23 protein-coding genes are annotated in these 24,567 nt (G+C 64.7%); 13 read left to right on the top strand and 10 right to left on the bottom strand.

Annotation, left to right across the window (positions count from 1 at the left end; translation table 11 throughout):
- Positions 1–219 precede the first annotated feature (219 nt).
- Complete coding sequence (locus PU724_RS01300; protein ID WP_354419272.1) at positions 220–717, top strand: methyltransferase family protein; 498 nt, start codon at positions 220–222, stop codon at positions 715–717.
- Between the two features lie 55 nt (positions 718–772).
- Here PU724_RS01300 and PU724_RS01305 read toward each other — a convergent pair whose 3' ends face one another.
- Together PU724_RS01305 and trxB are read right to left on the bottom strand one after the other, a co-directional pair.
- The gene (locus tag PU724_RS01305; protein ID WP_127286933.1) at positions 773–1,669 is read right to left on the bottom strand and encodes a LysR family transcriptional regulator; all 897 of its coding nucleotides are present in this window, start codon (positions 1,667–1,669) and stop codon (positions 773–775) included.
- Between the two features lie 74 nt (positions 1,670–1,743).
- On the bottom strand, positions 1,744–2,718 hold the full coding sequence (gene trxB, locus PU724_RS01310) for a thioredoxin-disulfide reductase (RefSeq protein WP_354419273.1): 975 nt from the start codon (positions 2,716–2,718) through the stop codon (positions 1,744–1,746).
- A gap of 245 nt (positions 2,719–2,963) precedes the next feature.
- Here trxB and PU724_RS01315 point away from each other — a divergent pair, with 245 nt between their 5' ends.
- Complete coding sequence (locus PU724_RS01315) at positions 2,964–3,446, top strand: Lrp/AsnC family transcriptional regulator (protein WP_127286931.1); 483 nt, start codon at positions 2,964–2,966, stop codon at positions 3,444–3,446.
- Here the strand turns inward: PU724_RS01315 and PU724_RS01320 are convergent.
- The 4 genes from PU724_RS01320 to PU724_RS01335 form a co-directional block, all read right to left on the bottom strand.
- A complete protein-coding gene (locus PU724_RS01320) occupies positions 3,443–4,093 on the bottom strand; it encodes an HAD-IIIA family hydrolase (RefSeq protein ID WP_127286930.1) in 651 nt (216 codons plus the stop codon). The two genes, PU724_RS01315 and PU724_RS01320, sit on opposite strands and share 4 nt — an antisense overlap.
- Positions 4,086–4,658 carry a D-sedoheptulose-7-phosphate isomerase gene (locus PU724_RS01325; RefSeq protein ID WP_127286929.1) on the bottom strand — a complete coding sequence of 191 codons (573 nt, stop codon included), beginning with the start codon at positions 4,656–4,658 and terminating at the stop codon, positions 4,086–4,088. Before PU724_RS01325 ends, PU724_RS01320 begins: the two co-directional genes overlap by 8 nt.
- 7 nt (positions 4,659–4,665) lie before the next feature.
- Positions 4,666–6,150, bottom strand: coding sequence for a D-glycero-beta-D-manno-heptose-7-phosphate kinase (gene rfaE1 / locus PU724_RS01330; protein WP_354419276.1), 1,485 nt, complete (start codon positions 6,148–6,150; stop codon positions 4,666–4,668).
- Between the two features lie 150 nt (positions 6,151–6,300).
- Positions 6,301–6,936, bottom strand: coding sequence for a LysE family translocator (locus tag PU724_RS01335; RefSeq protein WP_354419278.1), 636 nt, complete (start codon positions 6,934–6,936; stop codon positions 6,301–6,303).
- A 162-nt stretch (positions 6,937–7,098) separates the two neighbouring features.
- Here PU724_RS01335 and rfaD point away from each other — a divergent pair, with 162 nt between their 5' ends.
- The 3 genes from rfaD to waaC are packed head-to-tail and all read left to right on the top strand — an operon-like array spanning position 7,099 to position 10,015.
- Positions 7,099–8,049: an ADP-glyceromanno-heptose 6-epimerase gene (gene rfaD / locus PU724_RS01340; RefSeq protein WP_127286498.1), complete on the top strand. Its 951-nt coding sequence runs from the start codon at positions 7,099–7,101 to the stop codon at positions 8,047–8,049.
- Complete coding sequence (waaF, locus tag PU724_RS01345; RefSeq protein WP_354419280.1) at positions 8,022–9,029, top strand: lipopolysaccharide heptosyltransferase II; 1,008 nt, start codon at positions 8,022–8,024, stop codon at positions 9,027–9,029. The genes rfaD and waaF overlap by 28 nt, the downstream gene beginning before the upstream one ends.
- Positions 9,026–10,015 carry a lipopolysaccharide heptosyltransferase I gene (gene waaC / locus PU724_RS01350; protein WP_354419282.1) on the top strand — a complete coding sequence of 330 codons (990 nt, stop codon included), beginning with the start codon at positions 9,026–9,028 and terminating at the stop codon, positions 10,013–10,015. Before waaF ends, waaC begins: the two co-directional genes overlap by 4 nt.
- A 268-nt stretch (positions 10,016–10,283) precedes the next feature.
- On the opposite strand, the gene greA is transcribed toward waaC, so the two are convergent.
- Positions 10,284–10,757, bottom strand: a complete 474-nt coding sequence (gene greA / locus PU724_RS01355) for a transcription elongation factor GreA (RefSeq protein WP_126058735.1) — start codon at positions 10,755–10,757, stop codon at positions 10,284–10,286.
- Positions 10,758–11,042: 285 nt separating this feature from the next.
- Complete coding sequence (locus PU724_RS01360) at positions 11,043–11,585, bottom strand: tetratricopeptide repeat protein (protein ID WP_127310700.1); 543 nt, start codon at positions 11,583–11,585, stop codon at positions 11,043–11,045.
- 201 nt (positions 11,586–11,786) lie between these two features.
- On the opposite strand from PU724_RS01360, the gene PU724_RS01365 reads away from it, so the two are divergent.
- From PU724_RS01365 to PU724_RS01385, 5 genes are all read left to right on the top strand, one after another.
- A complete protein-coding gene (locus PU724_RS01365) occupies positions 11,787–12,212 on the top strand; it encodes a DUF3775 domain-containing protein (protein ID WP_127286494.1) in 426 nt (141 codons plus the stop codon).
- Between the two features lie 511 nt (positions 12,213–12,723).
- Complete coding sequence (locus PU724_RS01370; RefSeq protein WP_245478326.1) at positions 12,724–13,446, top strand: extensin-like domain-containing protein; 723 nt, start codon at positions 12,724–12,726, stop codon at positions 13,444–13,446.
- Between the two features lie 138 nt (positions 13,447–13,584).
- The gene (locus tag PU724_RS01375) at positions 13,585–14,439 is read left to right on the top strand and encodes an extensin-like domain-containing protein (protein ID WP_354419285.1); all 855 of its coding nucleotides are present in this window, start codon (positions 13,585–13,587) and stop codon (positions 14,437–14,439) included.
- A 73-nt stretch (positions 14,440–14,512) separates the two neighbouring features.
- A complete protein-coding gene (locus tag PU724_RS01380) occupies positions 14,513–15,220 on the top strand; it encodes an LssY C-terminal domain-containing protein (protein WP_127286198.1) in 708 nt (235 codons plus the stop codon).
- A 99-nt stretch (positions 15,221–15,319) separates the two neighbouring features.
- The gene (locus PU724_RS01385; protein WP_127286197.1) at positions 15,320–16,630 is read left to right on the top strand and encodes a hemolysin family protein; all 1,311 of its coding nucleotides are present in this window, start codon (positions 15,320–15,322) and stop codon (positions 16,628–16,630) included.
- Between the two features lie 2 nt (positions 16,631–16,632).
- On the opposite strand, the gene PU724_RS01390 is transcribed toward PU724_RS01385, so the two are convergent.
- Positions 16,633–17,223, bottom strand: a complete 591-nt coding sequence (locus tag PU724_RS01390) for a CGNR zinc finger domain-containing protein (RefSeq protein WP_354419287.1) — start codon at positions 17,221–17,223, stop codon at positions 16,633–16,635.
- A 114-nt stretch (positions 17,224–17,337) separates the two neighbouring features.
- Between PU724_RS01390 and PU724_RS01395 the strand changes: the two genes are divergently transcribed.
- Entirely contained in the window at positions 17,338–18,246 is a 909-nt protein-coding gene (locus tag PU724_RS01395) for an alpha/beta fold hydrolase (protein ID WP_354419289.1), read from the top strand.
- 9 nt (positions 18,247–18,255) lie between these two features.
- Here PU724_RS01395 and PU724_RS01400 read toward each other — a convergent pair whose 3' ends face one another.
- Positions 18,256–19,182 carry a DMT family transporter gene (locus tag PU724_RS01400; RefSeq protein ID WP_127286194.1) on the bottom strand — a complete coding sequence of 309 codons (927 nt, stop codon included), beginning with the start codon at positions 19,180–19,182 and terminating at the stop codon, positions 18,256–18,258.
- A 216-nt stretch (positions 19,183–19,398) separates the two neighbouring features.
- Between PU724_RS01400 and PU724_RS01405 the strand changes: the two genes are divergently transcribed.
- Both PU724_RS01405 and PU724_RS01410 read left to right on the top strand, forming a co-directional pair.
- Positions 19,399–20,700: a glucoamylase family protein gene (locus PU724_RS01405; RefSeq protein ID WP_354419292.1), complete on the top strand. Its 1,302-nt coding sequence runs from the start codon at positions 19,399–19,401 to the stop codon at positions 20,698–20,700.
- Positions 20,701–20,939: 239 nt separating this feature from the next.
- Positions 20,940–24,566 carry an autotransporter outer membrane beta-barrel domain-containing protein gene (locus PU724_RS01410; protein ID WP_354419294.1) on the top strand — a complete coding sequence of 1,209 codons (3,627 nt, stop codon included), beginning with the start codon at positions 20,940–20,942 and terminating at the stop codon, positions 24,564–24,566.
- The last annotated feature ends 1 nt before the right edge of the window (position 24,567 follow it).

Consider the following 24,567-nt stretch of genomic DNA (forward strand, 5'->3'; position numbering starts at 1 on the left):
CATCTATTTTGCAACACACGCATGCAAAAAGACGGAGGCTGTGGTCCAACCTATTCCAAGGCTCGATAGGACCAGAAAAATCGACGGAATCGAGCACGCTACAGGGTCGAAATCATTGCCGAGGTCTGCATCGGGGTCGATTCAATTGGGAAAATGCGAACGCCGCCGAATGATGTGGATTCGAGCAGCCCAAGTCCATTTTTACGGCAAGGGTGGCTGATGCGCAGATTTTCGGCAATCGCCGGCAGCGCGCTGTTCCTGGTCGTGGCGCCCGGCGTCGTCGCCGGGCTGGCGCCGTTTCTGCTGACGGACCGCTACCGGCTGCCGCTGTCGACGGTGTCTGGCTTCGCCCCTGTCGGCTGGGTGCTGGTTGTGGGAGCGGCAGCCATGCTGCTGCACGCCTTCGCCCGCTTCGCGCTCGAGGGCCTTGGCACGCCGGCCCCGGTGGCCCCGACCGAACGGCTGGTCGTCGGCGGTATCTACCGCCATGTGCGCAACCCCATGTACGTCGCTGTGCTGTCGATCATCCTCGGCCAGGCGCTGTTGTTCTCGAGCTGGGCGCTCGTCGTCTACGGCGCCATCGTCGGCGCGGCCATGGCCTCGTTCGTCAGGCTTTACGAGGAACCGACCCTTGCCCGCCGATACGGCGCCGAATACGAGGCCTACCGCCGCGCCGTCCCCGGCTGGCTGCCGCGGCTGACGCCGTGGCGAGGGTGATCCGACAAACCGGAGGTTCAGGTCAGGCCGGCCTCAGCAAGATTTCGATGCGCCCTTAGAAGGACCAGCTGCGCGCCTTGGCGATGATGAAATCGCGGAACACATGCAGCTTGGCCTGGTTCTTCATCGCGTCGGGATAGGCGAAATAGGTGTCGAAGGACGGCACTTCCGTCTCCGGCAGCAGCTGGATCAGGCCCGAATCCTTGTTGATCACGTAGTCGGGCAGCATGGCGATGCCGGCGCCGCCCTGCACCGCGCGCTTGATCGACAGGATGTCGTTGATCTGCAGCGTCGGCACTCTTTGTCCGTTCTCGAAATCGCCGACCGTCTCCAGCCAGTTCAGCTCCGACAGATGCGAGGGCACCGGCACGCCGAAGGTGACGATGCGGTGGTTCCTGAGCTCGGCGATCGATGCCGGCTTGCCGAACTTGGCGATATAGGAGGGCGCCGCGTAGAGATGGAAATGCACGGTGAACAGGCGGCGCTGGATGAGGTCCGGCTGCTGCGGCTGACGCAGCCGGATGGCGCAGTCGGCTTGCCGCATGGTGAGGTCGAGCTCCTCATTGGCGAGGATCAGCTGCAGGCTGATCTCGGGATAGAGCTCGATGAATTCCTGCACGCGTTCGGTCAGCCAGCCGGCGCCCAGCCCCACCGTGGTCGTCACCCTGAGCACGCCGGACGGCCGGTCCTTGGCCTCGGCCAGCCGCGACTTGATCGTCTCCAGCTTCATCAGCACGTCATGCGCCGTGCGGAACAGCATCTCGCCCTGTTCGGTCAGCACCAGGCCGCGCGCGTGGCGATGGAACAGCGCCACGCCGACATCATGCTCCAGCGCGCTGACCTGGCGCGAGATCGCCGACTGCGACAGATGCAGCGTCTCGGCGGCGTGGGTGAACGACCCAGCCTCCGCCGCAGCGTGAAACACGCGTAGCTTGTCCCAGTCCAGCGCCATGATTTCCCCTCTTGTCGTTTTCTGGCGTCTGAATGAAAAATCAGGCTTTTAAACGGCTTCTCTCAGCCGCTTCGTTATTCCGCTGCCTCGCGATGCACCTCGATCCCGGCGAGATATTTTTCCGCCTCGAGCGCGGCCATGCAGCCGAGCCCGGCCGCCGTCACCGCCTGCCGGTAGACGTCGTCGGTGACGTCGCCGGCGGCGAACACGCCGGGCACGTCGGTGCGGGTCGAATCCGGCGCCGTCCACAGATAGCCGTTCGGCTTCTGCTTGAGCTTGCCGACGAAAAGCTCGACCGCCGGCGCGTGGCCGATCGCCACGAAGACGCCGTCGACCTTCAGCCGCGTCACCTCGCCGGTCGCCACGTTGCGCAGCGCCAGCCCTTCCACCGAAGGCGGCAGCGGCGCCTTGCCGGGCTGGCCGGTGATCTCGTCGACGACCGTGTCCCAGATGACGCGCACATTCTCCTTCTTGAGCAGCCGCTCGCGCAGGATGCGCTCGGCGCGGAAGTCGCCGCGCCGGTGAATGACGGTGACGCTCTTGGCGAGGTTGGAGAGGTAAAGCGCTTCCTCGACCGCCGAATTGCCGCCGCCGACCACCGCGACATCCTTGCCGCGATAGAAGAAGCCGTCGCAGGTGGCGCAGGCCGAGACGCCAAAGCCCATGAAGGTCTGCTCGGAGGGAATGCCCAGCCATTTCGCCTGCGCGCCGGTGGCGATGATCAGCGCATCGGCGGTGTAGGTGATGCCGGAATCGCCCTTGGCCCGGAACGGCCGCACGTTGAGGTCGACCTCGGTGATGATGTCGTTGACGATATCGGTGCCGACATGTTCGGCCTGCTTCAGCATCTGCTCCATCAACCATGGACCCTGGATCGGATCGGCAAAGCCCGGATAGTTTTCGACATCGGTGGTGATCATCAGCTGGCCGCCCTGCTGCAGGCCGGCGACCAACATGGGTTTCAGCATGGCGCGGGCGGCATAGATCGCCGCCGTGTAGCCGGCTGGGCCGGAGCCAATGATGAGGACTGGCGCGTGCTTGGTGGTCATGAAAGCTCTCTGCTGAGGGCAGCCAAGGATCTTGATTAAGGAAATCCCGCCCAAATTCGCCCGTAATGTAAGTGCTGCCCGCGCCGCCAGCAAGGCGGGTTGGCAGTCGTCCCCGGAAAGCTGCTGCGGCATAGCCGCCAATATCTCTCACCCTCCGTTCAAAAATCATCGGAAGGAGGGATGGTATGCATCGGAAAGTCTAATTACAAAATCACGAAAGATTCTTGCGCGCACGAAAGCCGACCATGCCGCTCAAAGCCGATCTCGACGCCATCGACTGGAAGATCCTGCGCGAGTTGCAGGAAGACGGGCGCATGACCAATGTCGAATTGTCCAACCGGGTCGGCATTTCGGCGCCGCCTTGCCTGCGCCGCGTCCGACGGCTGGAGGAAGCCGGCATCATCCGCGGCTACCGCGCCCTGCTCAACGCGCCGGCGCTCGGCATGGACGTCGTTGCCTTCTGCCTGATCGGCCTGCATCACCAGGCCGACGCCGAGCTCAAAACCTTCGCCGAGCGCACGCGCGGCTGGCCGATCGTGCGCGACGCCTGGATGGTCTCTGGCGAGTCCGACTTCCTGCTGCACTGCGTGGCAAGCGACCTCGGCACCTTCCAGACCTTCGTCATCGAGGAACTGGCCTCGGCGCCGAATGTCGACACGGTGCGCACTGCGCTGACCATTCGCCGCGTCAAGGACGAAGGCCTGGTGGCGTTCGAGATGAAATCCTAAGCTCTGCCGAGCCCTGCGATAAGATCGCAAAGCCTTCGATGGTCGTTGCCAGTTATTAGCTTATGCGTGACGAAGGCGGCGTCGCCGGATTTTCGGTTGGACCTGCTCCCAACGTGCCAACCATCACGAAGCCCGGCGCGTCGGCCGGCTTCCATATCGTCGGCCTTGTCGCCAACAATGATCGACCGCCCCAAATCCAAGTCCAACAGATCGCGCGCACGCAGCAGCATGCCAGGATTGGGCTTGCGCGTCGGATGGTCGCCTACCGCCAGAACGCCTGTGCCGCTCGAATGGTACCCACAGGCGAGCACAAGATCGATCTGGCATTTCTCCGCTTTCAGAAGCTGCAGGACCCTGCCGTTGACCGCCGCAAAATCCGGCCAGCCGAAATAGCCGCGCGCTATGCCCGATTGGTTGGAGACGATGATCGCCGGAAGCCCAACTACATTGGCAGTTCTGATGACGGGCAGCATTTCCGGCCGCAGCACGATATCGGCAGGATCGCTCGGATAGCTGGTGTCGACATTGATGGTGCCGTCGCGGTCGAGGAACAGCGCCGGCAGTCCGGTTGGAAAGGTTCGGCTTCCGATCCGCTCGATCCACAGGCCTGGCTCGACCAACGGACCGGTTGCACTGCCCTCAGCCATTGCTGAGACGCGCTTCGACCGCCTCGCACAGATAGTGGTACAGGCAGAGATGCCCCTGCTGGATGATCGGCGTCGAGGTCGACGGCACGTTGAGCAGGATATCGGTGAGCGGCTTGAGCTTGCCGCCGGTGTCGCCGGTCAGGCTGATCACCGTCATGCCCATCATGCGAGCCTGTTCGGCGGCGGCCAGGATGCTCGGCGAATTGCCGCTGGTCGAGATGGCGAGCAACACCGCGCCTTCCGAGCCATGCGCCTCGACCTGGCGCGAGAACACCGTGTCGAAACCGTAGTCGTTACCCCAGGCGGTCAGCACCGCAGCATTGGCCGGCAGCGCGATGACATTGTAGGCTTTGCGCTCCTTGAGGAAGCGGCCGACCAGCTCGCCGGCGATATGGATGGCGTCGCTGGCCGAGCCGCCATTGCCGCAGATCAGCAGCGCCTTGCCCTGCGACAGTGCGGTGACGACCGTGCTCACGGCGCGTTCCATCTCGGCCGTAAGGTCGCGTTCGACCGTCGCCGTAAGCGCGGCCGCCGAGCGGACCAGATAGTCGTTCAGTGCGGACATGAAACCCTCAATTGGTAGCGCGCATCCTGCCGATGGTCCCGGTCGTGCTCTTGCCGGCGACGAGGTCGACCAGCACCACGCGGCCGCCCGCCTTCTGCACCACGTCGGCGCCCACCACCTTGTCGATCGTATAGTCGGCGCCCTTGACCAGTATGTCGGGCAGCAAGGCTTCGATCAGCGCCAGCGGCGTGTCTTCCTCGAAGACGACGACGGCGTCGACCGAGGCCAGGGCCGCCAGCACGCAGGCGCGGTCGTGCTGGTCGTTGACCGGACGTCCCGGGCCCTTCAGCCGGCGCACCGAAGCATCGCTGTTGAGGCCGAGCACCAACCGGTCGCACTGGCTGCGCGCCGCGTGCAGCAGGCTGACATGGCCGGCATGCAGGATGTCGAAGCAGCCATTGGTGAAGCCGACGGTCAGCCCCTCCTCCTTCCAGGCGGCCACCATCCTGGCTGCCGCGCTGGCATCGAGAATAGCGTCCTTGTGGGTGACCGGTCCGTGCGAGCCGAACAGCGCGCCGGTCAGTTCCTCGACCGTCAGCCGCGCCGTGCCGCGCTTGCCGACCACCACGCCGCCTGCGGCATTGGCGATTGTAGCGGCCTGCACACGGTCGGCGCCTGCCGCAAGCGCGAGCGCGAAGGTGGCGATGACGGTGTCGCCGGCGCCGGAGACGTCGAACACTTCCCGCGCCTGCGTGGCGATGTGGCGGGCATCGTCGGGCTCGACGACGCTCATGCCCTTTTCGCTGCGCGTCGCCACGACGAAGTCGAAGCCATGCGCCGAGATCAGGTCCCGCGCCGCCGCCACGATCTCGTCGTCGGCAAACACGGCGCGTCCCACGGCCTCGCCGAGTTCCTTGCGGTTGGGCGTGACCGCCGTCGCACCGGCGTAGCGCGCATAGTCGCGGCCCTTCGGATCGACCAGCACCGGCTTTCCGGCTTCGCGGCACATCGCGATCAGCTCGCCGGCGACACCGTCGAGCAGCATGCCCTTGCCGTAGTCGGACAGGATGACGATGTCGGCGCGCGCAAGGGCCGTGAGGAAATGCTCGACCAGCGTCGATCGCTCGCCGGCATTGAGCGGCTTCACCTCCTCTTCGTCGAAACGCAGCACCTGCTGGTTGAGCGCGCTGAAGCGGCTCTTCGACGAGGTCATGCGGTCGCGCTGCTGTGACAGGCCGAATGTCTCGGCGCCAAGCTCGCCAAGCATCCGCATCAGATCGTCGCCCGCCTTGTCGGCGCCGATCACAGAAACCGGAATTGCGGCGGCACCCAGCGAGACGATGTTGGAGACGACATTGCCGGCACCGCCCATCGCCAGCATCTCGCCACGCCCGTGCAGCACCGGAATGGGCGCCTCCGGCGAGATCCGCTCGATGACGCCGTTGACGAAACGGTCGAGGATGAAGTCGCCGACCACCAGCACGGTGACGCCGCCAAAGCGGGCGATGGCGCGGTGCAAAGGTTCCGGGGAAGGCAGATGATGATTGATCATGTCACTGGCAACGCGCGGAAAAAGCCGTTTCTGAGGATGGTTCGGGGTTCAAATGGCTGGCCGGTCGTTCATGGCGAAGCCGATATACCGCAATTCGAGCCAGCGCAACGGCGGCCAGGGAACGGGTCGCCGCAGACCCCGGTCGGCCGTTCAGCTCTTCTGCAGGGCGACATGGACGCCGAGACCAACCAGCACCGCGCCGCCCGCGCGCTGCATCAGCCGCTGCGCGCGGCTCGAACGGCGCAGCCGGGCGATCATCGCCCCGGCCAGGAAAACGCACGCTATGTCGGCGGAGGAGAACATCAGGTTGACGATGGTGCCAAGGATGACGAACTGCAGCCAGACCGGAAATGCCGCCGAGGCATCGATGAATTGCGGCAGGAACGCCATGAAGAAGATCGCCGTCTTGGGATTGAGCACTTCGACCGAGATGCTCTCGAAAAAGGCGCGGCGGGCCGATTTCCGCTCGATGGCGGGCAGTGCCGCGTCGCCGCCTTGCGTCCTGGCGCGCAAAAGCGAGACGCCGAGCCAGATCAGATAGAGCGCGCCGATGAGCTTGACCGCCATGTAGAGCGGCGGAACGGCATGGAACAGCACCGAAAGACCCGCTGCCGCCGCAAGGACATGCACATAGCCGCCGAGATGGATGCCGAGCGCTGCCGTCAGCCCCGACCAGCGCCCGCGCGCCATCGTCTGCGCCGCCGCATAGAGCATGGCAGGACCCGGAATGTAGGCAAAGATCGCCGTGGTGGCGAAAAAGGCGATAAGCAGTTCGGTCGACGGCATTTTTTCCCTCACGGTCCGGCGGGTGGCGCGGACCGACTGAAGCCGGAGCTTTGCGGCCTCACTGTGACATCCGCCCGCAGCCGCCTGCTTTATCGACAGCCTAACTCGCCTCCCTTATAAGGGCCGGAATCGGCAAGCGAAACGAGTATCAGGGCCAAAAATATGATCATCGTCACGGGCGGCGCCGGTATGATCGGCTCCAACATCGTCGCCGCGCTCAACGCCGAGGGGCACAGCGACATCCTCGTTGTCGACGACCTCACCGACGGCCACAAGATCGCCAATCTCGCCGACCTGCATATCGCCGACTATCTCGACAAGGACGATTTCCTCGCGCGCCTGGGGGATGGCGGGCTCGGCCGCGTCGACGCGGTCTTCCACCAGGGCGCCTGCTCGACCACCACCGAGTGGAACGGCAAATACATGATGGAGGTCAACTACGCCTATTCGAAGCGGCTCCTGCATGCCTGCCTGGCCTTGCGCGTGCCCTTCCTCTACGCCTCCTCGGCGTCGGTCTATGGCGGCGGCAGCGAGTTCCGCGAGGAACAGCAGTTCGAGCGCCCGCTCAACGTCTATGCCTATTCCAAGAAGCTGTTCGACGACTATGTCCGCCGCACCGTCTTCGACACCGACCATTCGCAGGTGGCCGGGCTGCGCTATTTCAACGTCTACGGACCGCGCGAGGCGCACAAGGGCGCCATGGCCTCGGTCGCCTTCCATCTGTTCAACCAGGTCGAGCGCGGCGAAAACCCGAAGCTGTTCGGCGCCTATGACGGGTTCGGACCCGGCGAGCAGAGCCGCGACTTCATCCATGTCGGCGACGTCGCCGACGTCAATCTGTGGCTCTGGAAGCGCGGCTCGAGCGGCATCTTCAACTGCGGCACCGGCCGCGCCCAGCCATTCCGCGCCATCGCCGAGACCGTCATCGATACACTCGGCAAGGGCAGGCTCGAATTCATCGACTTCCCCGACCACCTCAAGGGCAGCTACCAGAGTTTTACCCAAGCTGATATGTCCCGCTTGCGCGCGGCCGGTTACAATGGCCAATTCCGGACTGTCGAAACCGGTGTCAGAGACTATGTCGAATGGCTGAAAGCCCAGCGATCCTCGTGATCGGCCCACGTTGGGTGGGCGACATGGTCATGGCGCAGTGCCTGTTCTCGGCGCTGAAGGAGCAATATCCGAACGCCGCGATCGACGTGCTGGCGCCGGCCTGGGCGGCACCGCTGGTCAAGCGCATGCCCGAGATACGCCAGCAGATCGATTTCCCGCTGAAGCCGGGCGCGCTCGAGTTCCGCATCCGCAGGCGCTTCGGCCGGTTGCTGCGCGGCCGCTACGACATGGCTTACGTCCTGCCCGGAAGCTGGAAGTCGGCGCTGATCCCGTTCTTTGCCCGCATTCCGCGCCGCGTCGGCAACCTAAGGGAAATGCGCTACGGCCTGCTCACCGACATCGTGCCGCTGCCCGACGCGGTGAAGCGGCGCACGGCGCTGACCTATTTCGGCCTTGCCCGCGGCGGCACCTTCCAGGCCCCGAAGCTCACCGTCGATGCCGTCAGCCAGGCTGCCCTGCTCGAGCGGTCGGGACTCAGCGCGAAGACCTTCGTGGCGCTGATGCCCGGCGCGGAATTCGGCCCGGCGAAACGCTGGCCGAGCGAAAGCTACGCCGAACTGGCGCGCGGGATGATGGCTAAGGGCCTGAAGGTCGCGCTGCTCGGATCCAGGAACGACGCCGAGGTGACGGCGGAGATCGCCGCGCTTGCGCCCGGCGCCGTCGACCTTGCCGGCAAGACGCGACTGGAGGACGCCATCGACCTCATCGCCGCGGCGCGGCTGGCGGTGTCGAACGACAGCGGGCTGATGCATGTCGCCGCCGCTGTCGGCACGCCGATCGTCGCTGTCTACGGCTCGACCTCGCCTGAGAACACGCCGCCGCTTTCCGAGCGGGCCGAGCTGGTATGGCTGGGCCTCTCCTGCTCGCCCTGCCACCAGAAGACCTGTCCGCTCGGTCATCTCAACTGCCTGAAGACGCTGGATGTCGCGCGGGTCGCGGCAGCAGTGGACCGGCTGCTGGAAATACCGGCCGCCGCATGAAGATCCTGATCGTCAAGACATCCTCGATGGGTGATGTCATCCATACATTTCCGGCTGTCGAGGATGCGCGCCGCCACCGCCCGGACGTCTCCTTCGACTGGTGCGTGGAGGAAGCCTTTGCCGGCATCGTCGCCCTGCATCCGGCGATCGGCACCATCCACACGGTGGCGATCCGGCGCTGGCGCAAGCGGCTTTTCAACAGCGACACCTGGCATGAAGCGGGAAAACTGCGCCGCGCCCTGCGCGCTGCCGGCTACGACCTCGTCATCGATGCGCAGGGACTGCTGAAGTCTGCTGTGGTGGCAAAGCAGGCGGCGGCGCCGGTCGCCGGCTTCGACCGGGCAAGCGCGCGCGAACCGTCGGCGACGCTGTTCTACGACCACCGCTACGGCGTGCCCCGCGATCTGCACGCCATCGAACGGACGCGGCGGCTGTTCGGCCTGGCGCTCGGCTACCAGCCCGATCTCTCCGGCCTCCAGTCCGGCATCGTGCCGCCGGCGGATGGCCTGGCCGGCACCAGCGGCAACATCGCGTTCCTGCTGCACGGCACCAGCCGCGAAGACAAGAAATGGCCGGTTAAGGACTGGATCGAGACCGCCGGGCTGTTGCTCGAGAGGAAAATGACGCCTGTCGTCACCTGGTCGAACGAGCCTGAAAAGGCAGTGGCCGAGGCGATCGCCAGGGCCGTGCCGCAGGCGGTGCTGGTGCCCAAATCGCCGCTGGCGGTGATCGCCGCGATCATCGGCCGCTCGGCGCTGGTCATCGGCGCCGACACCGGCCTCACCCACCTCGCCAGCGCCTTCGGCGTGCCGACCGTCGCCATCTTCCTGGCCACCGAACCCGGCCTCACCGGCCCGCGCGGGCCGTATGCGTCGACGCTTTTGGCCGCGCCCGGCGGCCGTATCACCCCTGCGGAGGCAGCGGCGGAAGCCGAGCGGCTGATCGGGCTGCAGGCGCTTGGTCGAGCAGGCGCGGACAGAGATTGATTTATTCAATCAATTCAATTGGAAAGGTCAGCGCCGCCCCTCATCCGCCTGCCGGCACCTTCTCCCCGTATAGTAACGGGGAGAAGGGAGCTAAGCGCGAAATTCAGCGCCACTTTTCAGCGTTTCCGGTTGGCGAAATCATCAGGTGACGGCGTCCTTCTCCCCGTCACTATACGGGGAGAAGTGCCCGGCAGGGCGATGAGGGGCGGCGCCATCCTTGGATTGGAATAGCGCAATTCAGGGACAAATCCTGCCCCCTCAACTTCCCTCAGATGAATTGCACCTGGACGATCTCATACCCCCGGGCGCCCCCGGGCGCGTTGACCTCGATGGCGTCGCCGACTTCCTTGCCGATGAGGGCGCGCGCGATCGGCGAGGAGATCGAGATGCGGCCAGACTTCACGTCCGCTTCCTGGTCGCCGACGATCTGGTAGGTCTTCTTCTCCTCGGTGTCCTCGTCGACCAGCACCACGGTGGCGCCGAACTTGACCTTGTCGCCGCTGAGCTTGGTGACGTCGATCACCTCGGCCCGCGCGATCAGGTCCTCGAGCTCGTTGACGCGGCCTTCATTGTGGCTCTGCGCCTCTTTGGCCGCGTGGTATTCGGCGTTTTCGGAAAGGTCGCCATGCGAGCGCGCCTCGGAGATCGCCTCGATGATGCGCGGCCGCTCTTCCTGCTGGCGCCAGCGCAGTTCTTCCTTCAATGACGCGAACCCCTCGCCTGTCATCGGGACCTTGTTCATATGCCTGACCTTTCCTGCCGCCACCCCCGTTTTTCGGGGATGGCCCTTGTCGATGGGTACAAAAAGAAAACGGTCCGGCAGCCTTGGGCTAACGGAACCGTTTCACCGCAATTTGCCTGAATATAGCAATGTTTGCGCGTTTTTCACGCCAAAAAATCCGGTTTTGAAAAATCATCCGCTGCTTTCGCAAGGGCGATCGCCGCCAAAGCAATCCTTTGCCGGCGCGGCAAACAAAAAGCCGGCTACGATCGCTCGCAGCCGGCTGGAAAGGGTGTCGAGGTCGAATCAGCTTCTCAGGAAATGGTCGATCTGCTCGGCCAGCATGCCGTATTCGCGCGAGCCCTTGCCGGTGCGCTTCTCGATTTCGCTGAGCTGTTCGCGGGCGCCCGCAAGGTCGCCGATCTGCAGATGCGCCTCGCCGAGATATTCGCGCACCAGCGTGTAGTCGGGATTGATGCGCAAGGCTTCCTCGTAATAGCCGAGGCCGACGGTGATGCGGCCGGAATGGCGATGCGAATAGCCGAGATAGTTGAGGATGCGCGGATCCTGCTTGTTGGCCGCAAGGCTGAGCACGGCGATCGCCTCGTCATAGCGCCCGGCCATCGCAAGATCGTGGCCCGCCTCATAGATGTTGTTGTCGTCGAGCATGCCGTATTTCGGCGTCACGCATTTCTGTTTCTTCTTGTCCCAGACCTCGCCCTTCTTGCACTTCTCGGTCGGGCTGCCGCCGCCACCACCGCCTCCGCCTTCGCCGGCCGTGAAGGCGGGCGCCACAAAGAGCGGCAAAGCCACAACAGCCATGACCTGGATCAGCAAACGTCTGCGCATCGGAGCCTCCTTGAGAATGACAATGGGATATTAACGCCGGGCCTGCCTTCTTTCATCCCGGAAAAGCGGAGCGCGTGAAAAACCTGCGCTCCAGGCCCGCATCACCGGCATTTTGCCTGAAACAGGCCGAACATGACGTGACGCGCGCCACAAATCCGCTATCATCCGGCAAACGGCCGATGGAGCATGCGGAGCAGGCCAGTGCAGCAGCGCCTCGAAAAGGAATGGGAGCTTTCGATCGGTCCCGATACCGTGCGCCTGTTCATTCTCAAGGCCAAGGCGCTGAGCGCGGCCGTCAACGAGGACTATGCCGACGGCGCCGAGCACGAGATCGAGTTCGACGGCGACACCCGCGACAGCCACCATCATGACGGTCTCGTCGAGGAGAGCTCGGAAAACCTGACCGAGGAGGAGCTGCGCGAACTGATCGACGACCTCAATGTCGACGAAGCGGCCGAGCTGATCGCCCTCGCCTGGGTCGGCCGCGGCGACTATGACGCCGCCGAATGGGCCGACGCGCTGGCCGCCGCGCGCGAGCGCGCCAACAAGCGCACGGCCAAATATCTGCTCGGCATGCCGCTGCTTGCCGACTGGCTGGAGGAAGGGCTGGAAGCGATCGGCGCGTAACGCGTTGGTAACCGATTGTGATCGGTCGGATGCGCCTTCGAAGGCAACTTCGCCATGCCGACGCCGTTTCCGGGCGATGGCAACGCTGAGCATTTCCGGATTTTTCAGGCTGGCGCTGCCTTTGGCAGCGGCGGTTTTGCTGATCACGCCGGCCGATGCCAGGCATCGTCACAGGCAGCCGCTGACACCGCGTCTGGAGCAGCCCTTGACGCAGCGGGCCGATCAGCCCCTGAGGCCAAGGAGCAAGCACCGCGTGAGATCGCGGGGCAAGCGGCATATCGCGTCAGAGCTGACGCAGCACCAAACGCAGGATCAGCCGATCTTACCCGCCGATGTTTCGGTACCGGAGCCACGTCCCGCGGAAGCGCAAAAGACCGATGCCGCCACGAAGGAAGAGCGGAAGGCTGCAGGACCAAGGGACGCCGACGCATCAGACCGGATCGATCAGGAAAAGTCTCCGCAGGAGAAGCGGCAGCGGCCCGAGCCTTCGGCCCCGGAGCCGTCAACAGAGATGGAAACTCAACCTGAAGCGCCGGCCGCGGCGCCGATTCCGACACAAAGACCCGACAAGGCGGAACCGGAGGTCGAGCCGCCCGCCGTCGCGCCGAAGCCACCTGAAAAACCGGCTGAATCCGGCGACAACAAACCGCCGCCCGATCCTCGTTCGGCGATCCTTCCCGAGCAACAGATGCCGGAGGAGGAACTGGCCTGCCGCCGGCGGCTGACATCGATGGGCGTCGACTTCGAGGAACACAAGGCCGAGCAGGAACCCGAAATTGGCTGCTCGATCCCCTACCCGATCGTGCTGAAGACGCTGGGCAAATCCATGGCTATCAGCCCCGGCGCCGAATTGAACTGTGCGATGGCCGAGGCGGCGGCACGCTTCACCGCCGAAATCATCCAGCCTGCCGTCGAGGCCAAGTTCGGCACGGAATTGAAGTCGATCGGCCAGGCTTCCGCCTTCGTCTGCCGGGCGCGCCACAACGGAGGCAAGATGTCGGAGCACGCTTTCGGCAACGCGCTCGACATTGCCAGCTTCACGCTGGCGGACGGCAGGAAAATCGAGGTCGGGCCGGCGCCGCCCGAACAGGACGCGCAATTCCTGGGCACGGTGCGCAAGGCCGCCTGCGGACCGTTCAAGACGGTGCTTGGCCCGGGCAGCGATGCCGACCATTCGCTGCACTTCCACCTCGACCTGGAGCCGCGCCGCCACGGCGGCACCTTCTGCCAGTGACCCCGCAATTCGTGACCGCCGCAATTCGGCCCCAGGCGTGAATGCGGGCGCTGATCTTTCCTTTACTCTTGCAGATTAACCTTATGCCATCGGCAGCATGACCCCTGCGGGATCAGCTCTGGGACGGGATGCCTATCGATGGCCGGAAGACTTGGCGCCGTGCTTGCCATGGCGCGACAGAACAATCGTGCGCGCTCCGCTGCCGCCAGGCTGGTGACGCTGCTTGCCATCGCGACCGTATCGGCCTGCAACACCGGGGACGTGTTCTCGCTGCAGCCTGCCGTCGATGTCGGCAACCAGACCGCCGCCGTCCCCGATGCGCCCCAATATTCAGCGCCCCAATATTCTTCAGCGCCACAGTATTCCGGCATGCAGCGCCTCGTCCCCTCCAACCCCTACATGACCGCCGCCTATCCGCGCATGGACGAGCCGATGTCGCCGACCGAGCAGATGCCGGCCAGCGAGGTCGACTGCCGCAACGAGCTGAAGCGCCTCGGCGTCGCCTACACCGAGGTCCAGCCGATCCATGAGGGCCAGTGCGGCATCGACTTTCCGGTCAGGGTTTCGGCCATCGGCAGCGTCCAGATGAAGCCCGCCGCGACGCTGACCTGCAACATGGCTGCCACCTTCGCAACCTGGACCAGGAACGAGCTGGTGCCTGCCGCTCGCTGGCGTTATTTCTCAGGCGTCAGGACCATCCACCAGGGGTCCAGCTATTCCTGCCGCAACATCGCCGGCGAAGGCGTCCTGTCCGAGCACGGCAAGGGCAACGCGCTCGACGTCATGAGCATCGAGCTCAACAACGGCGACGACATCGACGTGCGCAAGCCCGGCCTGTTCGCCTTCCGCACCCGCGGCTTCCTCAACAATGTGCGCGCCGACGGCTGCCAGTATTTCACCACGGTGCTCGGCCCCGGCTACAATTACGACCACCGCAACCATTTCCATTTCGACATCAAGAACCGCAGGAACGGCTACCGCGCCTGCCGCTGACGACGAGCGGTTCCCTTTGCCCAACCCATGCAACGGCGCATAAGGTGACGCATGCGTTTGGGAGTGGCCTCTCGTGAGTAAGCGAAGCCTTCGGCGGCGCGCGTCGACCTGGCTGGCGGCACTTTGCGCCGGATATCTGGGACTGGCCTACGTCGCCGCGCCGGAATTCTGGACCTGGCGCGAGCGCGGCTATCGCACGCAGCACTTCGAAATGGTGACGCATACGCCGCAAGGCATTCCGGGCGACCCGATCAATGTCGGCCTTGTCGGCACCGAAAAGGAGGTGGTGCACGCCTTCGCCGTCGCCGGCTGGGACACGGCCGACGCCGTCTCGCTGAGAACCGCCATCGACATCGGCGAAAGCGTGTTGTTTTCGCGTCCCTATCCCGATGCGCCGATGAGCAGGCTGCTGTTCGAGGGCCGCGCCCAGGACCTGGCCTTCGAAAAGCCGGTCGGCGACAGTGCCGACCAGCGCCACCATGTCCGCTTCTGGCAGACCAACACGGTCGGCGATGACGGTCGTCCGCTCTGGCTCGGTGCCGCGAGCTTCGACCGTGGCGTCGGCCTCAGCCACGACACCGGAGCGATAACCCATCACATCGCCCCCGACATCGACGCCGAGCGCGACTTCCTCGTCGGCGACCTCGCCAAGGCTGGCCTGCTTGCCTCGACCAGCGAAATGGCTGGCATCGGCGCGACGAAGACCGGACGCAACGGCGGCGGCGATCCGTACTTCACCGATGGCATGGCGGTGGTCGGGGTGTTGAAGACGCTGCCCTAGCGTATTTGCGCCAATCTTTGCCCAGCACCAGCACGCCGCCCCGAAAAACAATAGCCGCTGCTATTTTCGAATGCACTGCAGCAATGCTATTGACCCCTCATGCTATACGTTGAAATCGCCACCGTGGCCGTCCTCATCTGCGTGAACGGCCTTCTGGCAATGTCCGAGCTTGCCATCGTCTCGTCACGCCCCGCCCGCCTCAAGGCGATGATCGACCGCAACGTCAAGGGCGCCGGCCGCGCGCTGGCGCTCGGCTCCAATCCCGGCAAGTTCCTGTCGTCGGTGCAGATCGGCATCACCCTGGTCGGCGTTCTCTCCGGCGCCTTTTCGGGCGCCACGCTCGGCGAGCGCCTGGCCGCCTTCCTCGCCTCGAACGGCATCCGCGAGAACATTGCCGATCCGCTCGGCGTCGGCATCGTCGTCGCCATCATCACCTATGCCTCGCTGATTGTCGGCGAGCTGGTGCCGAAGCAGATCGCGCTGCGCGATCCCGAGCGCGTCGCCGTCCGGGCGGCGCCCGCGATGACCGTCCTCGCCACCATCTCGGCGCCGCTCGTCTTCCTGCTCGACATTTCCGGCCGCGCCGTCCTCTGGCTGCTCGGCCAGCGCGGCGAGAGCGAGGAGAAGGTCACCGACGAGGAGATCAAGATGCTGGTCGCCGAGGCCGAGCATCACGGCACCATCGAATCCGACGAGCGCCGCATGATCGCCGGCGTCATGCGGCTCGGCGACCGCGCCGTGCGCGCTGTGATGACGCCGCGCACCGAGGTCGACTGGATCAACCTGCAATCAGACGAGGCGACCATCAGGAAGCTGCTGATCGAGACCCAGCATTCGCGCCTGCCGGCCGGCGACGGCAATGTGGATGCCATGGTCGGCGTCGTCCAGACACGCGACGTCCTGGCCGCGATCCTCGGCGGCAAGGTGCTGGAGCCGCGCCACCATGTGCGCGCCGCGCCCATCGTCCACGATCAGGCCGATGCGCTGGACGTGCTGCAGAAGTTGAAGGAATCCGACGTGCCGATGGCGCTCGTCCATGACGAGTACGGCCACTTCGAGGGCATCGTCACGCCGGCCGACATACTGGAAGCCATCACCGGCGTCTTCCGCTCCGACCTCGACGCGGGCGAGGAGGAGAATGCCGTCAAGCGCGAGGACGGCTCCTGGCTGCTCGCCGGCTACATGCAGGCCGACGAGATGGCCGAAGTGCTCGGCATCGACCTGCCCGAGAACCGCGACTACGAGACCGTCGCCGGCTATGTGCTGTCGCACCTGCACCACCTGCCGGCAACCGGCGAATGCGTCGACGCGCAGGGCTGGCGCTTCGAGGTCGTCGACCTGGACGGCCGCCGCATCGACAAGCTGATCGCCACCCGCCTGCCGGATGGTCACCGCCAGATCGCGCGCTGACATCAGGCGGCGCTATGCCCCCTATGGCGCGAGACCTTCTCGCGGTTGCCGCAGGTGCGCATGCTGCACCAGCGGCGTTTGCCGCCGCGCGACGTATCGAGGAAAAGCCAGCCGCAGCGAGGACAGGAATGCAGCCTGTCCCGCGGCAAGCTGAAGAAGGCTTCGACCGACAGCAAAGCAAGGAACGCGGTGACGGCATCCGGGTCCCGCCACTGGCCAGGCCGCGGTCTGGTGTCGTGCAAGTCGACCGACCCGGTGGCCAGCGGGCTCGCCGCGCATGAGAACAGGACGCTGAGCGCCTCGGTCGCGGACGGTTTGCCCGCGGCGATCGGCTCAAAAATCTGAAAAGACGCTTCACGGACTTCGCGAACCCGTTCCACGAAGCGCCCATCTTCGATCTCGGAAACGGCCTGCGCCTGGTGATGGTCGGCAAGCCCTGAAGCCATCAACCAGTTGGCAACATCCTGGGTCGACTTGAACAGCTCATTGTCGGGCGCCGGCACGCGCCGGTCGAACACGGCGTTCGACAGGTCCAGGGCGGCATGCCCGCCTATGAAGTGCTCAGGCACCCATTCGGTGTAGGCCTGCGCCATGGAACATAACCCTATTAACCGCATTATGCAGTTACGATGTAACCGCAATCATACAGATATGCGGTTTCAAAGCCAGAGCGTCGCCAGCAGCACGGGAACCATGGGAGAAAGACGATGCGAAGCCGTCCTTACAAGACACGCCACGAAACCATCCGTGCCGACGGCCTCGACATTTTCTACCGTCATGCAGGCGACCCGGACCGTCCGGCAATCCTGCTGCTGCACGGATATCCGACTTCCTCACATGTCTATCGCAACATCATCGAGCCACTGGCCGAGACAGCCTATGTGGTGGCACCGGATATGCCCGGTTTCGGCTTCTCGTCCGCCCCTTCCGCCGACGCCTATGACTACACGTTCGAGAACCTCGCCAACACGATCGAGGCATTCATCGAGGCCCTCGGTCTTGAGCGGTTCTTTCTCTACATCACCGACTTCGGCGCGCCCGTCGGTTATCATCTCGCGACACGACGGCCGGATCGTATCCTCGGCTTGGTCGTCCAGGACGGCAATGCCCATGAGGAGGGGCTGGGACCGGATTGGGACGCACCCAAGGTGTTCTTCGCCGAACCGACGGACGACAACCGCGCCAAGCTGCCGGACTGGATGAATTTCGAGGGCACCCGCAACCAGTATATCGGCGGTCTGCCCGAACGCCTGAAGGTCTTGTTTCCGCCCGAGAGTTGGCATCTCGACACCGAGCGCCTGGAGAGGCCCGGAAACACTGACATTCAGTTCGAACTCTTCACGGATTATGGCTCACACATCGCGCGCTTCCCCGCCATCCAGGCCTACTTGCGCAACCACCGGCCAGCTTGCCTTGCGCTGTGGGCCCGGCATGACGCCTTCTTCGCGGTGGATGAGATCATGGCCTACAATCGCGACCTCCACGCCATCGAAATCCATGTCTTTGAAAGCGGCCACATGCTGCTTGAGACGCACCATCGCCAATGCGCGGCGCTCATCGCTCACTTCATGCACGAGGTGGAGACCGGGATCTTTCGCGATTCCGAAAGGCGCTGACCGCGACGGTCAAACGGCTGCCTCGATCGGCTCGGCAAGCTTCGGGTTCGCGCGCGCGGCGATCAGGCAGCCGGCGACGATCAGGCATGCTCCCGCGAGCGTCGTCCATGTGACTGCCTCGTCGAAGAAGAACCAGCCAAACGCGATCGCCCAGATGAAGGCCGAGTATTCCGTTGGAATGAGATATTGCGCTTCGGCGCGGGCGTAGGACCAACTCATCAGGAATTGGCCGGCGAGCGACAGCGCGGTCACGCCGGCCAGGGGAAGCCAAAGATTGGCCGGCAGGGCGACGACGAGCCAGGGCGCGGCGAGGCCGAGGATGATTGCAACGGCGAGGCTCTGGAAGAACATGATCTCGATTGGCTTGGCCACCTGCGCCTGTTGCCGGGCGAGGATCAAATTGTAGCCGTAGAACACCGTCGATACGAGCACCGCCGCCGTGCCAAGCAGCGCATCGTGCGAATAGCTTGCCTGCCCGAACTGGCCGGATACGATGATCGCCACGCCGGCGATGCCGGCCATCGATGCCCAGATTGCCTCGCGCCGGACCCGCTCGCCCAGCAACAGCGCGGCGAGGAAGAGAGCGATCAGAGGCGCAACGAAGCTCAGCCCGACGGCCTCCGCGAGCGGCAGCCTGCCAAGCCCCCAGAAGAATGATATCAGGACGATGCCGACAACCACGGCCCGCAGCGCATGCAGCCTTAGCACCGCAATGGTTGGCAGCGAGCGCGATCCCGCCGACCAAGCTGCGCCCGCGACTGCTGTCGCGAGAAAGCTGCGCCACAGCACCGTATTGTAGACGCCCACGGCGATAACCAGCGTTTTCATCGCCGCATCCATCCCGGACAGCAGGAAGATCGCGAGCGCGCATACGAGCACCGGGACCAACGGGGAAACGGCGCCTGTCAGGCTGGATGTCTTCACGGCTGCACTCATCTGGCCGCGGATATCTCAGGGCAAACGGCAGGGCCAGATGGCAGTGCGCCCGATATTGCGGTCCAATCCGGATCAGCTGCAGCGCCGGGTTGCGACCGAAGAGCAGCGTCTCAGACTGAATGTCGACGCGCTCCTCGCTATCGGCCTTCGCCTTCCTCGCTTATCATTGACGCCCCAAAGGTGGGAAGCGCGGCGAAGGTCCCTATATCGGCAGCCATGGATGCATCGAGCGACCAAACGCTGAACGAAGAGCTTCTCTCGGCCACCCAGCGCCTGTCCTTCGATTATTTTCTCAAGGAGGCCAACCCGGCAAACGGACTGATCGCCGATCGCAACACGCCGGCGTCGCCCGCCAGCATCGCCGCCGTCGGGCTCGCTCTGTCGGCCTATCCCGTCGACGTCGAGCGCGGGTTCATGACGCGCGACGCCGCCGTCGAACGGACGCTCGCCACGCTTCGTTTCTTCTGGAACGCGCCGCATGGACCGGAGCCCGACGCCACCGGCTATAAGGGCCTCTACTATCATTTCCTTGACATGCGGACCGGCCGCCGCGTCTGGAAATGCGAGCTGTCCACCGTCGACACGGCGCTTCTGCTTGCCGGCGTGCTGGCCGCCGGCGCCTATTTTGACGCCGACGACGAGGCCGAACTGGAAATCCGCCGGCTTGCCGATGCGCTCTACCGCCGTGCCGACTGGCGCTGGGCGCAGAACGGCGGCGCGACCGTCACCCACGGCTGGCGGCCCGAGAAGGGCTTCCTGCGCTACCGCTGGCAAGGCTATGACGAGGCGGTGATCCTCTATGTGCTGGGCCTCGGCTCGCCGACCCACCCGCTGCCGCCCGAGAGCTATGCGGCGTGGCTCTCCACCTACAAATGGAAGAAGATCTATGGCCGGGAACTGGTCTATGCCGGGCCGCTCTTCGTCCACCAGTTCTCGCATGTCTGGATCGATTTTCGCGGCATCCGCGACGCTTTCATGCGCGAGCACGGCAGCGACTATTTCGAGAACAGCCGCGCGGCGAGCTACCTGCAGCGCGACTACGCCATCCGCAATCCGAAGGGTTTCGTCGGCTATGACGAGAATTGCTGGGGCATCACCGCCAGCGACGGCCCGGGCCTGAAAAAACTCCACATGACGATCGGCGACCGACGCTTCTTCGGCTATCTGGCGCGCGGGGCGCCCTTCGGCCCCGATGACGGCACCTTGTCGCCATGGGCGGCGATCACCTCATTGCCCTTTGCGCCGGAGATCGTCCTGCCGGCGTTGCGCCATTTCCACGAGATCGACCTGCACGAGGGCAACCCTTACGGCTTCACCGCCAGCTTCAATCCGACAATCGCCGCCGCCGACGGCCGCGCCTGCGGCTGGGTATCGCCGGACCATGTCGGCATCAACCAGGGGCCGATCGCCCTGATGATCGAGAACTACCGGTCGGACTTCCTGTGGCAGCTTATGCGCCGTGTGCCGGCCATCGCCACCGGGTTGCGACGCGCCGGATTTTCGGGCGGCTGGCTGTAGGAGCGGCCACCAGCGCCGCTGCCCGTCGCCACGATATTCAAGTCAAAGCTTATATTTATACTTGTTATATACGGCATTTCTAATGTTGCCTTTAAGTAACGGCACGAAACAAATCAGTAATCGGCACTTCAACTTGACGACAGGAATCAAACACCAAGTTAACCTCTTGGCGATTTGGTCGGCACGCCATGCGGGCGATCCGGCATGGCAGGCGTCAGATTTCCGGGGCGGACAGACCAGTGAAGACGAGCGGCGGCGCGCTTCGGCGCATTCGGGGAAGGCAGCTTCTTGCCGGTGCGAGCGGCGCGGCGATCGCCTGTCTGCTCCCAGGGCAAGCCTCGGCAGCGACCTATATGGTCAGCAATGAGGCGCAGCTGATCGCCGCCATCAATTCGGCCAATGCCGACGGCGATCCCAGCTCGTCGATCGTGATGACCCAGAGCTTCAACATACAGGCCCCGCACACGCTGCCGATACCGACCAAATCGCTGTCTGTCGACACGCAGGGCTTTACCTTGTCCGGTACGTCCGCTCCCGGTTTCGGAGGCACTGTCCGTTTCAGCGGCGGAACCTTTGCCAGCGGCACGCTGACCCTTTCAGGCACGCTCACCGGCGCCAACCAGGGCGGTGGCATGCCGGCCGGTGTCGGCCTGGTCGTTGACAGCGGGATATCGACATTGGGCAGCCCCACCGGGCAGGTCGTCAACAACGGCTCGATCACGGCTGGTTCCGCGACCGTGTCAGGCGCCAACGGCAGCATCGGCGTGACGCTGCTGAATGTCGTGACCTTCGTCAACAACGGCACCGTCACGGGCGGCAGCGGGATAAACGGCGCCGTTGTCGGGAACAATGGAGCCGGCGTCAGTGCCAACAATACCGGCGCAACGATCATCAACAATGCCAGCGGCATCATCCAGGGCGGCAACAGCCAGGGCGGATATGCTGGCGCCGGCGTCTTCGTGACCGGTAGCTCCACCAAGCCTGGGACGGTCGTCAATTATGGCACGATCCGCGGCGGCTCGGACCTGACCGGTGTCGGAACCGGAAACTACGCGATCCGTGGCCGGGGAACCAATATCTCGATAACCAATTACGGCACTTTGGAAGGCGGCAATGGCGTAGCTGCGATCGGTCCTGATGGAGGTTTCCCTTTCCCTGTCACGGTCGTCAACAGCGGCACGATCCGCGCCGGCACCGGTTCCACCACCGCCATCCAATTCGCCAACAATGTCGCATCCAACTCGACGCTGGAACTTCAGGCCGGCTCGCAGATCATCGGCAACGTGATCGCCGGCATCCTGAGCACGAGCGACACGCTGCGGCTCGGCGGCGACGGGTTCGCCATACTCGACGGCGCGATCGGCGCCACCGGCCAGTACCGGAACTTCGACATCCTGCTGAAGACCGGAACCGGCACCTGGGCGCTGACCGCCGACAACACCGCCACGCAGGCCTGGACGATTTCGCAGGGCACGCTGCAGATTGGCAATGGCGGCACGACCGGCTCGATCCTCGGTGACATTGCCAACAACGGCACCCTCGCCTTCGACCGCTCCGACACTTACACTTATGCCGGAATCATCTCCGGCAGTGGCGCGGTGAACCAGATCGGCACCGGCACCACCATACTCGCCGGAGCCAACACCTATAGCGGCGGGACCACGATCTCCAACGGCGTGCTTTCGGTCTCCGCCGACAACAACCTCGGCGACGCCGCCGTTGGCCTGACCTTCAATGGCGGCGTGCTGCAGGTGACCGGACAAAGCTATACCGGCACGAACCGCGCGATCACTTGGGGACCTCTGGGCGGAGGCTTCGACATCGCCGACGCCGGCAACGCTTTCACGGTGAGCCAGGCGATCACCGGCAGCGGCGCGCTCAGCAAGCTTGGCGCCGGCACGCTGATCCTGACAGGCGACAACAGTTACGCAAACGGCGTGCCCGTGAGCGGCACGACGATCTCCGCCGGCACGCTGCAGCTCGGCAATGGCGGCGCGGCAGGCTCGATCACCGGCAACGTGACCAACAACGGCATTTTGGCGTTCGACCGCTCCAACGACATGAACCATGCAGGCGCGATCTCGGGAAGCGGCGCGGTGATCCAGCAGGGCGCGGGTAGCACGACGCTCACTGGTGCGAATACCTACAGCGGCGGCACGACAATCTCGGCCGGCAAGCTGATCGGCCAGGCATCGAGCTTCGGCACCGGCAACATCCTCGACGACGCCGCGCTCGTCTTCGACCAGTCGACCAATGCCAGCTTTGCCGCGGCCATCGACGGCACCGGCACCCTCGCCAAGCGGGGTCTGGGCAATCTCAATCTCACCGGCACCAATACGCTGAGCGGCGCGACCACGATCGAGGCCGGCAAGCTCTCGGTCAACGGCTCGCTCGCCAACTCCGCCGTCACCATTCTGAGCGGCGGCACTCTCGGCGGCAACGGCACGGTCGGAAACACCACGCTGCAAGCCGGCGGCGTCATCGCGCCCGGCAACTCGATCGGCTTGCTGACTATCCAGGGCAACTTCGTCGGCGCCGGCGGTACGGTCGAGATCGAGGCCATCCTCGATGGCGACGCCTCCTCCACCGACAAGCTCGTCATCACTGGCGACACCTCGGGCACCGCCAACGTCAAGGTGATCGGCCTTGGCGGCGCCGGCGCGCAGACGGTCGAAGGCATCAAGATCATCGATGTCGGCGGTGTCTCGGCCGGCACTTTCAACCTGCAGGGCGACTACGTCTTTCAGGGCGACCAGGCCGTGGTAGCGGGCGCCTATGCCTACAGGCTGTATCAGAACGGCATCAGCACGCCGGCCGACGGCGACTGGTATCTGCGCTCGGCGCTGATCAACCCCGTCGATCCGGGTGGCCCGACCTCGCCGCTCTATTCGCCGGCCGTGCCGGTCTACGAGGCCTATGCCGGCGTGCTGCAGAGCTTCACCCAGCTCGGCACGCTGCAGCAGCGCATCGGCAACCGCTCATGGACTGTCGCCGACCAGTCGGCGACAGGCGGCGCAAACCAAGGCGGCAGTCCGATCTGGGGGCGCATGGAGGCCTCGCACAGCGAATTCGAGCCGGGGACCAGCACGACCGGCACCGACTACGACGCGGACCTCTGGCGGCTGCAGGCCGGCCTCGATGTGCTGCTTTCGGAAACGGCCTCGGGAACGCTTATCGGCGGCGTCACCGTTCATTACGGCACGGTGAGGTCGGACGTCTCTTCGGCCTTCGGTGTCGGCTCGATCGATACGACCGGCTACGGCTTCGGCGGCACGCTCACCTGGTATGGCAAGAGCGGCTTCTATGTCGACACCAAGGCCGAGTTGACCTGGTTCAACAGCGACCTTGCGTCTTCGACCTTGGGCCGGACTCTTGCCAAGGGCAACAACGGCTTCGGCTACGGTCTCGGCATCGAGGCCGGCCGGAAGGTCGCGCTCCACGGCAACTGGTCGCTGACGCCGCAGGCGCAGCTGAGTTATGCCTCGGTCGACTTCGACAATTTCACCGATCCTTATGGCGCTCTCGTCTCCAACGACGGCAGCGACAGCCTGGTCGGCCGCCTTGGCCTGTCGGCCGACTATGAGAGCGAATGGAAGGGCCTGACCGGCCAGTCGAGCCGCTCGCATGTCTATGGCATCGCCAACCTCTATTACGACTTCCTCGACGGCTCCGATGTCGACGTGTCGGGCACGAGGCTCGTCAGCCAGACGCAGCCTCTGTGGGGCGGGCTTGGCCTCGGCGGCTCGCTGAGCTGGGCCGACGATCGCTACTCCGTCCATGGCGAACTGCTGGCACGCACCAGCCTGGAGGATTTCGGCGACAGCCATGCTTTTGGTGGCACAGTCGGCTTCAAGATGAAGTGGTAGG

The sequence above is a fragment of the Mesorhizobium abyssinicae genome, from assembly GCF_049887195.1.
Taxonomy (GTDB): Bacteria; Pseudomonadota; Alphaproteobacteria; order Rhizobiales; family Rhizobiaceae; genus Mesorhizobium; species Mesorhizobium abyssinicae.

Coding starts and splice junctions, on each gene's coding strand:
- PU724_RS01400 (WP_127286194.1), bottom strand. CDS start 19,182: ATGAGTGCAGCCGTGAAGACATCCAGCCTGACAGGCGCCGTTTCCCCG.
- waaC (WP_354419282.1), top strand. CDS start 9,026: ATGAAGATCCTGATCGTCAAGACATCCTCGATGGGTGATGTCATCCAT.
- PU724_RS01305 (WP_127286933.1), bottom strand. CDS start 1,669: ATGGCGCTGGACTGGGACAAGCTACGCGTGTTTCACGCTGCGGCGGAG.
- PU724_RS01315 (WP_127286931.1), top strand. CDS start 2,964: ATGCCGCTCAAAGCCGATCTCGACGCCATCGACTGGAAGATCCTGCGC.
- greA (WP_126058735.1), bottom strand. CDS start 10,757: ATGAACAAGGTCCCGATGACAGGCGAGGGGTTCGCGTCATTGAAGGAA.
- PU724_RS01360 (WP_127310700.1), bottom strand. CDS start 11,585: ATGCGCAGACGTTTGCTGATCCAGGTCATGGCTGTTGTGGCTTTGCCG.
- rfaD (WP_127286498.1), top strand. CDS start 7,099: ATGATCATCGTCACGGGCGGCGCCGGTATGATCGGCTCCAACATCGTC.
- PU724_RS01325 (WP_127286929.1), bottom strand. CDS start 4,658: ATGTCCGCACTGAACGACTATCTGGTCCGCTCGGCGGCCGCGCTTACG.
- waaF (WP_354419280.1), top strand. CDS start 8,022: ATGGCTGAAAGCCCAGCGATCCTCGTGATCGGCCCACGTTGGGTGGGC.
- PU724_RS01385 (WP_127286197.1), top strand. CDS start 15,320: ATGCTATACGTTGAAATCGCCACCGTGGCCGTCCTCATCTGCGTGAAC.
- PU724_RS01405 (WP_354419292.1), top strand. CDS start 19,399: ATGGATGCATCGAGCGACCAAACGCTGAACGAAGAGCTTCTCTCGGCC.
- PU724_RS01300 (WP_354419272.1), top strand. CDS start 220: ATGCGCAGATTTTCGGCAATCGCCGGCAGCGCGCTGTTCCTGGTCGTG.
- PU724_RS01395 (WP_354419289.1), top strand. CDS start 17,338: ATGCGAAGCCGTCCTTACAAGACACGCCACGAAACCATCCGTGCCGAC.
- PU724_RS01390 (WP_354419287.1), bottom strand. CDS start 17,223: ATGGCGCAGGCCTACACCGAATGGGTGCCTGAGCACTTCATAGGCGGG.
- rfaE1 (WP_354419276.1), bottom strand. CDS start 6,150: ATGATCAATCATCATCTGCCTTCCCCGGAACCTTTGCACCGCGCCATC.
- PU724_RS01320 (WP_127286930.1), bottom strand. CDS start 4,093: ATGGCTGAGGGCAGTGCAACCGGTCCGTTGGTCGAGCCAGGCCTGTGG.
- PU724_RS01370 (WP_245478326.1), top strand. CDS start 12,724: ATGGAAACTCAACCTGAAGCGCCGGCCGCGGCGCCGATTCCGACACAA.
- PU724_RS01375 (WP_354419285.1), top strand. CDS start 13,585: ATGGCCGGAAGACTTGGCGCCGTGCTTGCCATGGCGCGACAGAACAAT.
- trxB (WP_354419273.1), bottom strand. CDS start 2,718: ATGACCACCAAGCACGCGCCAGTCCTCATCATTGGCTCCGGCCCAGCC.
- PU724_RS01335 (WP_354419278.1), bottom strand. CDS start 6,936: ATGCCGTCGACCGAACTGCTTATCGCCTTTTTCGCCACCACGGCGATC.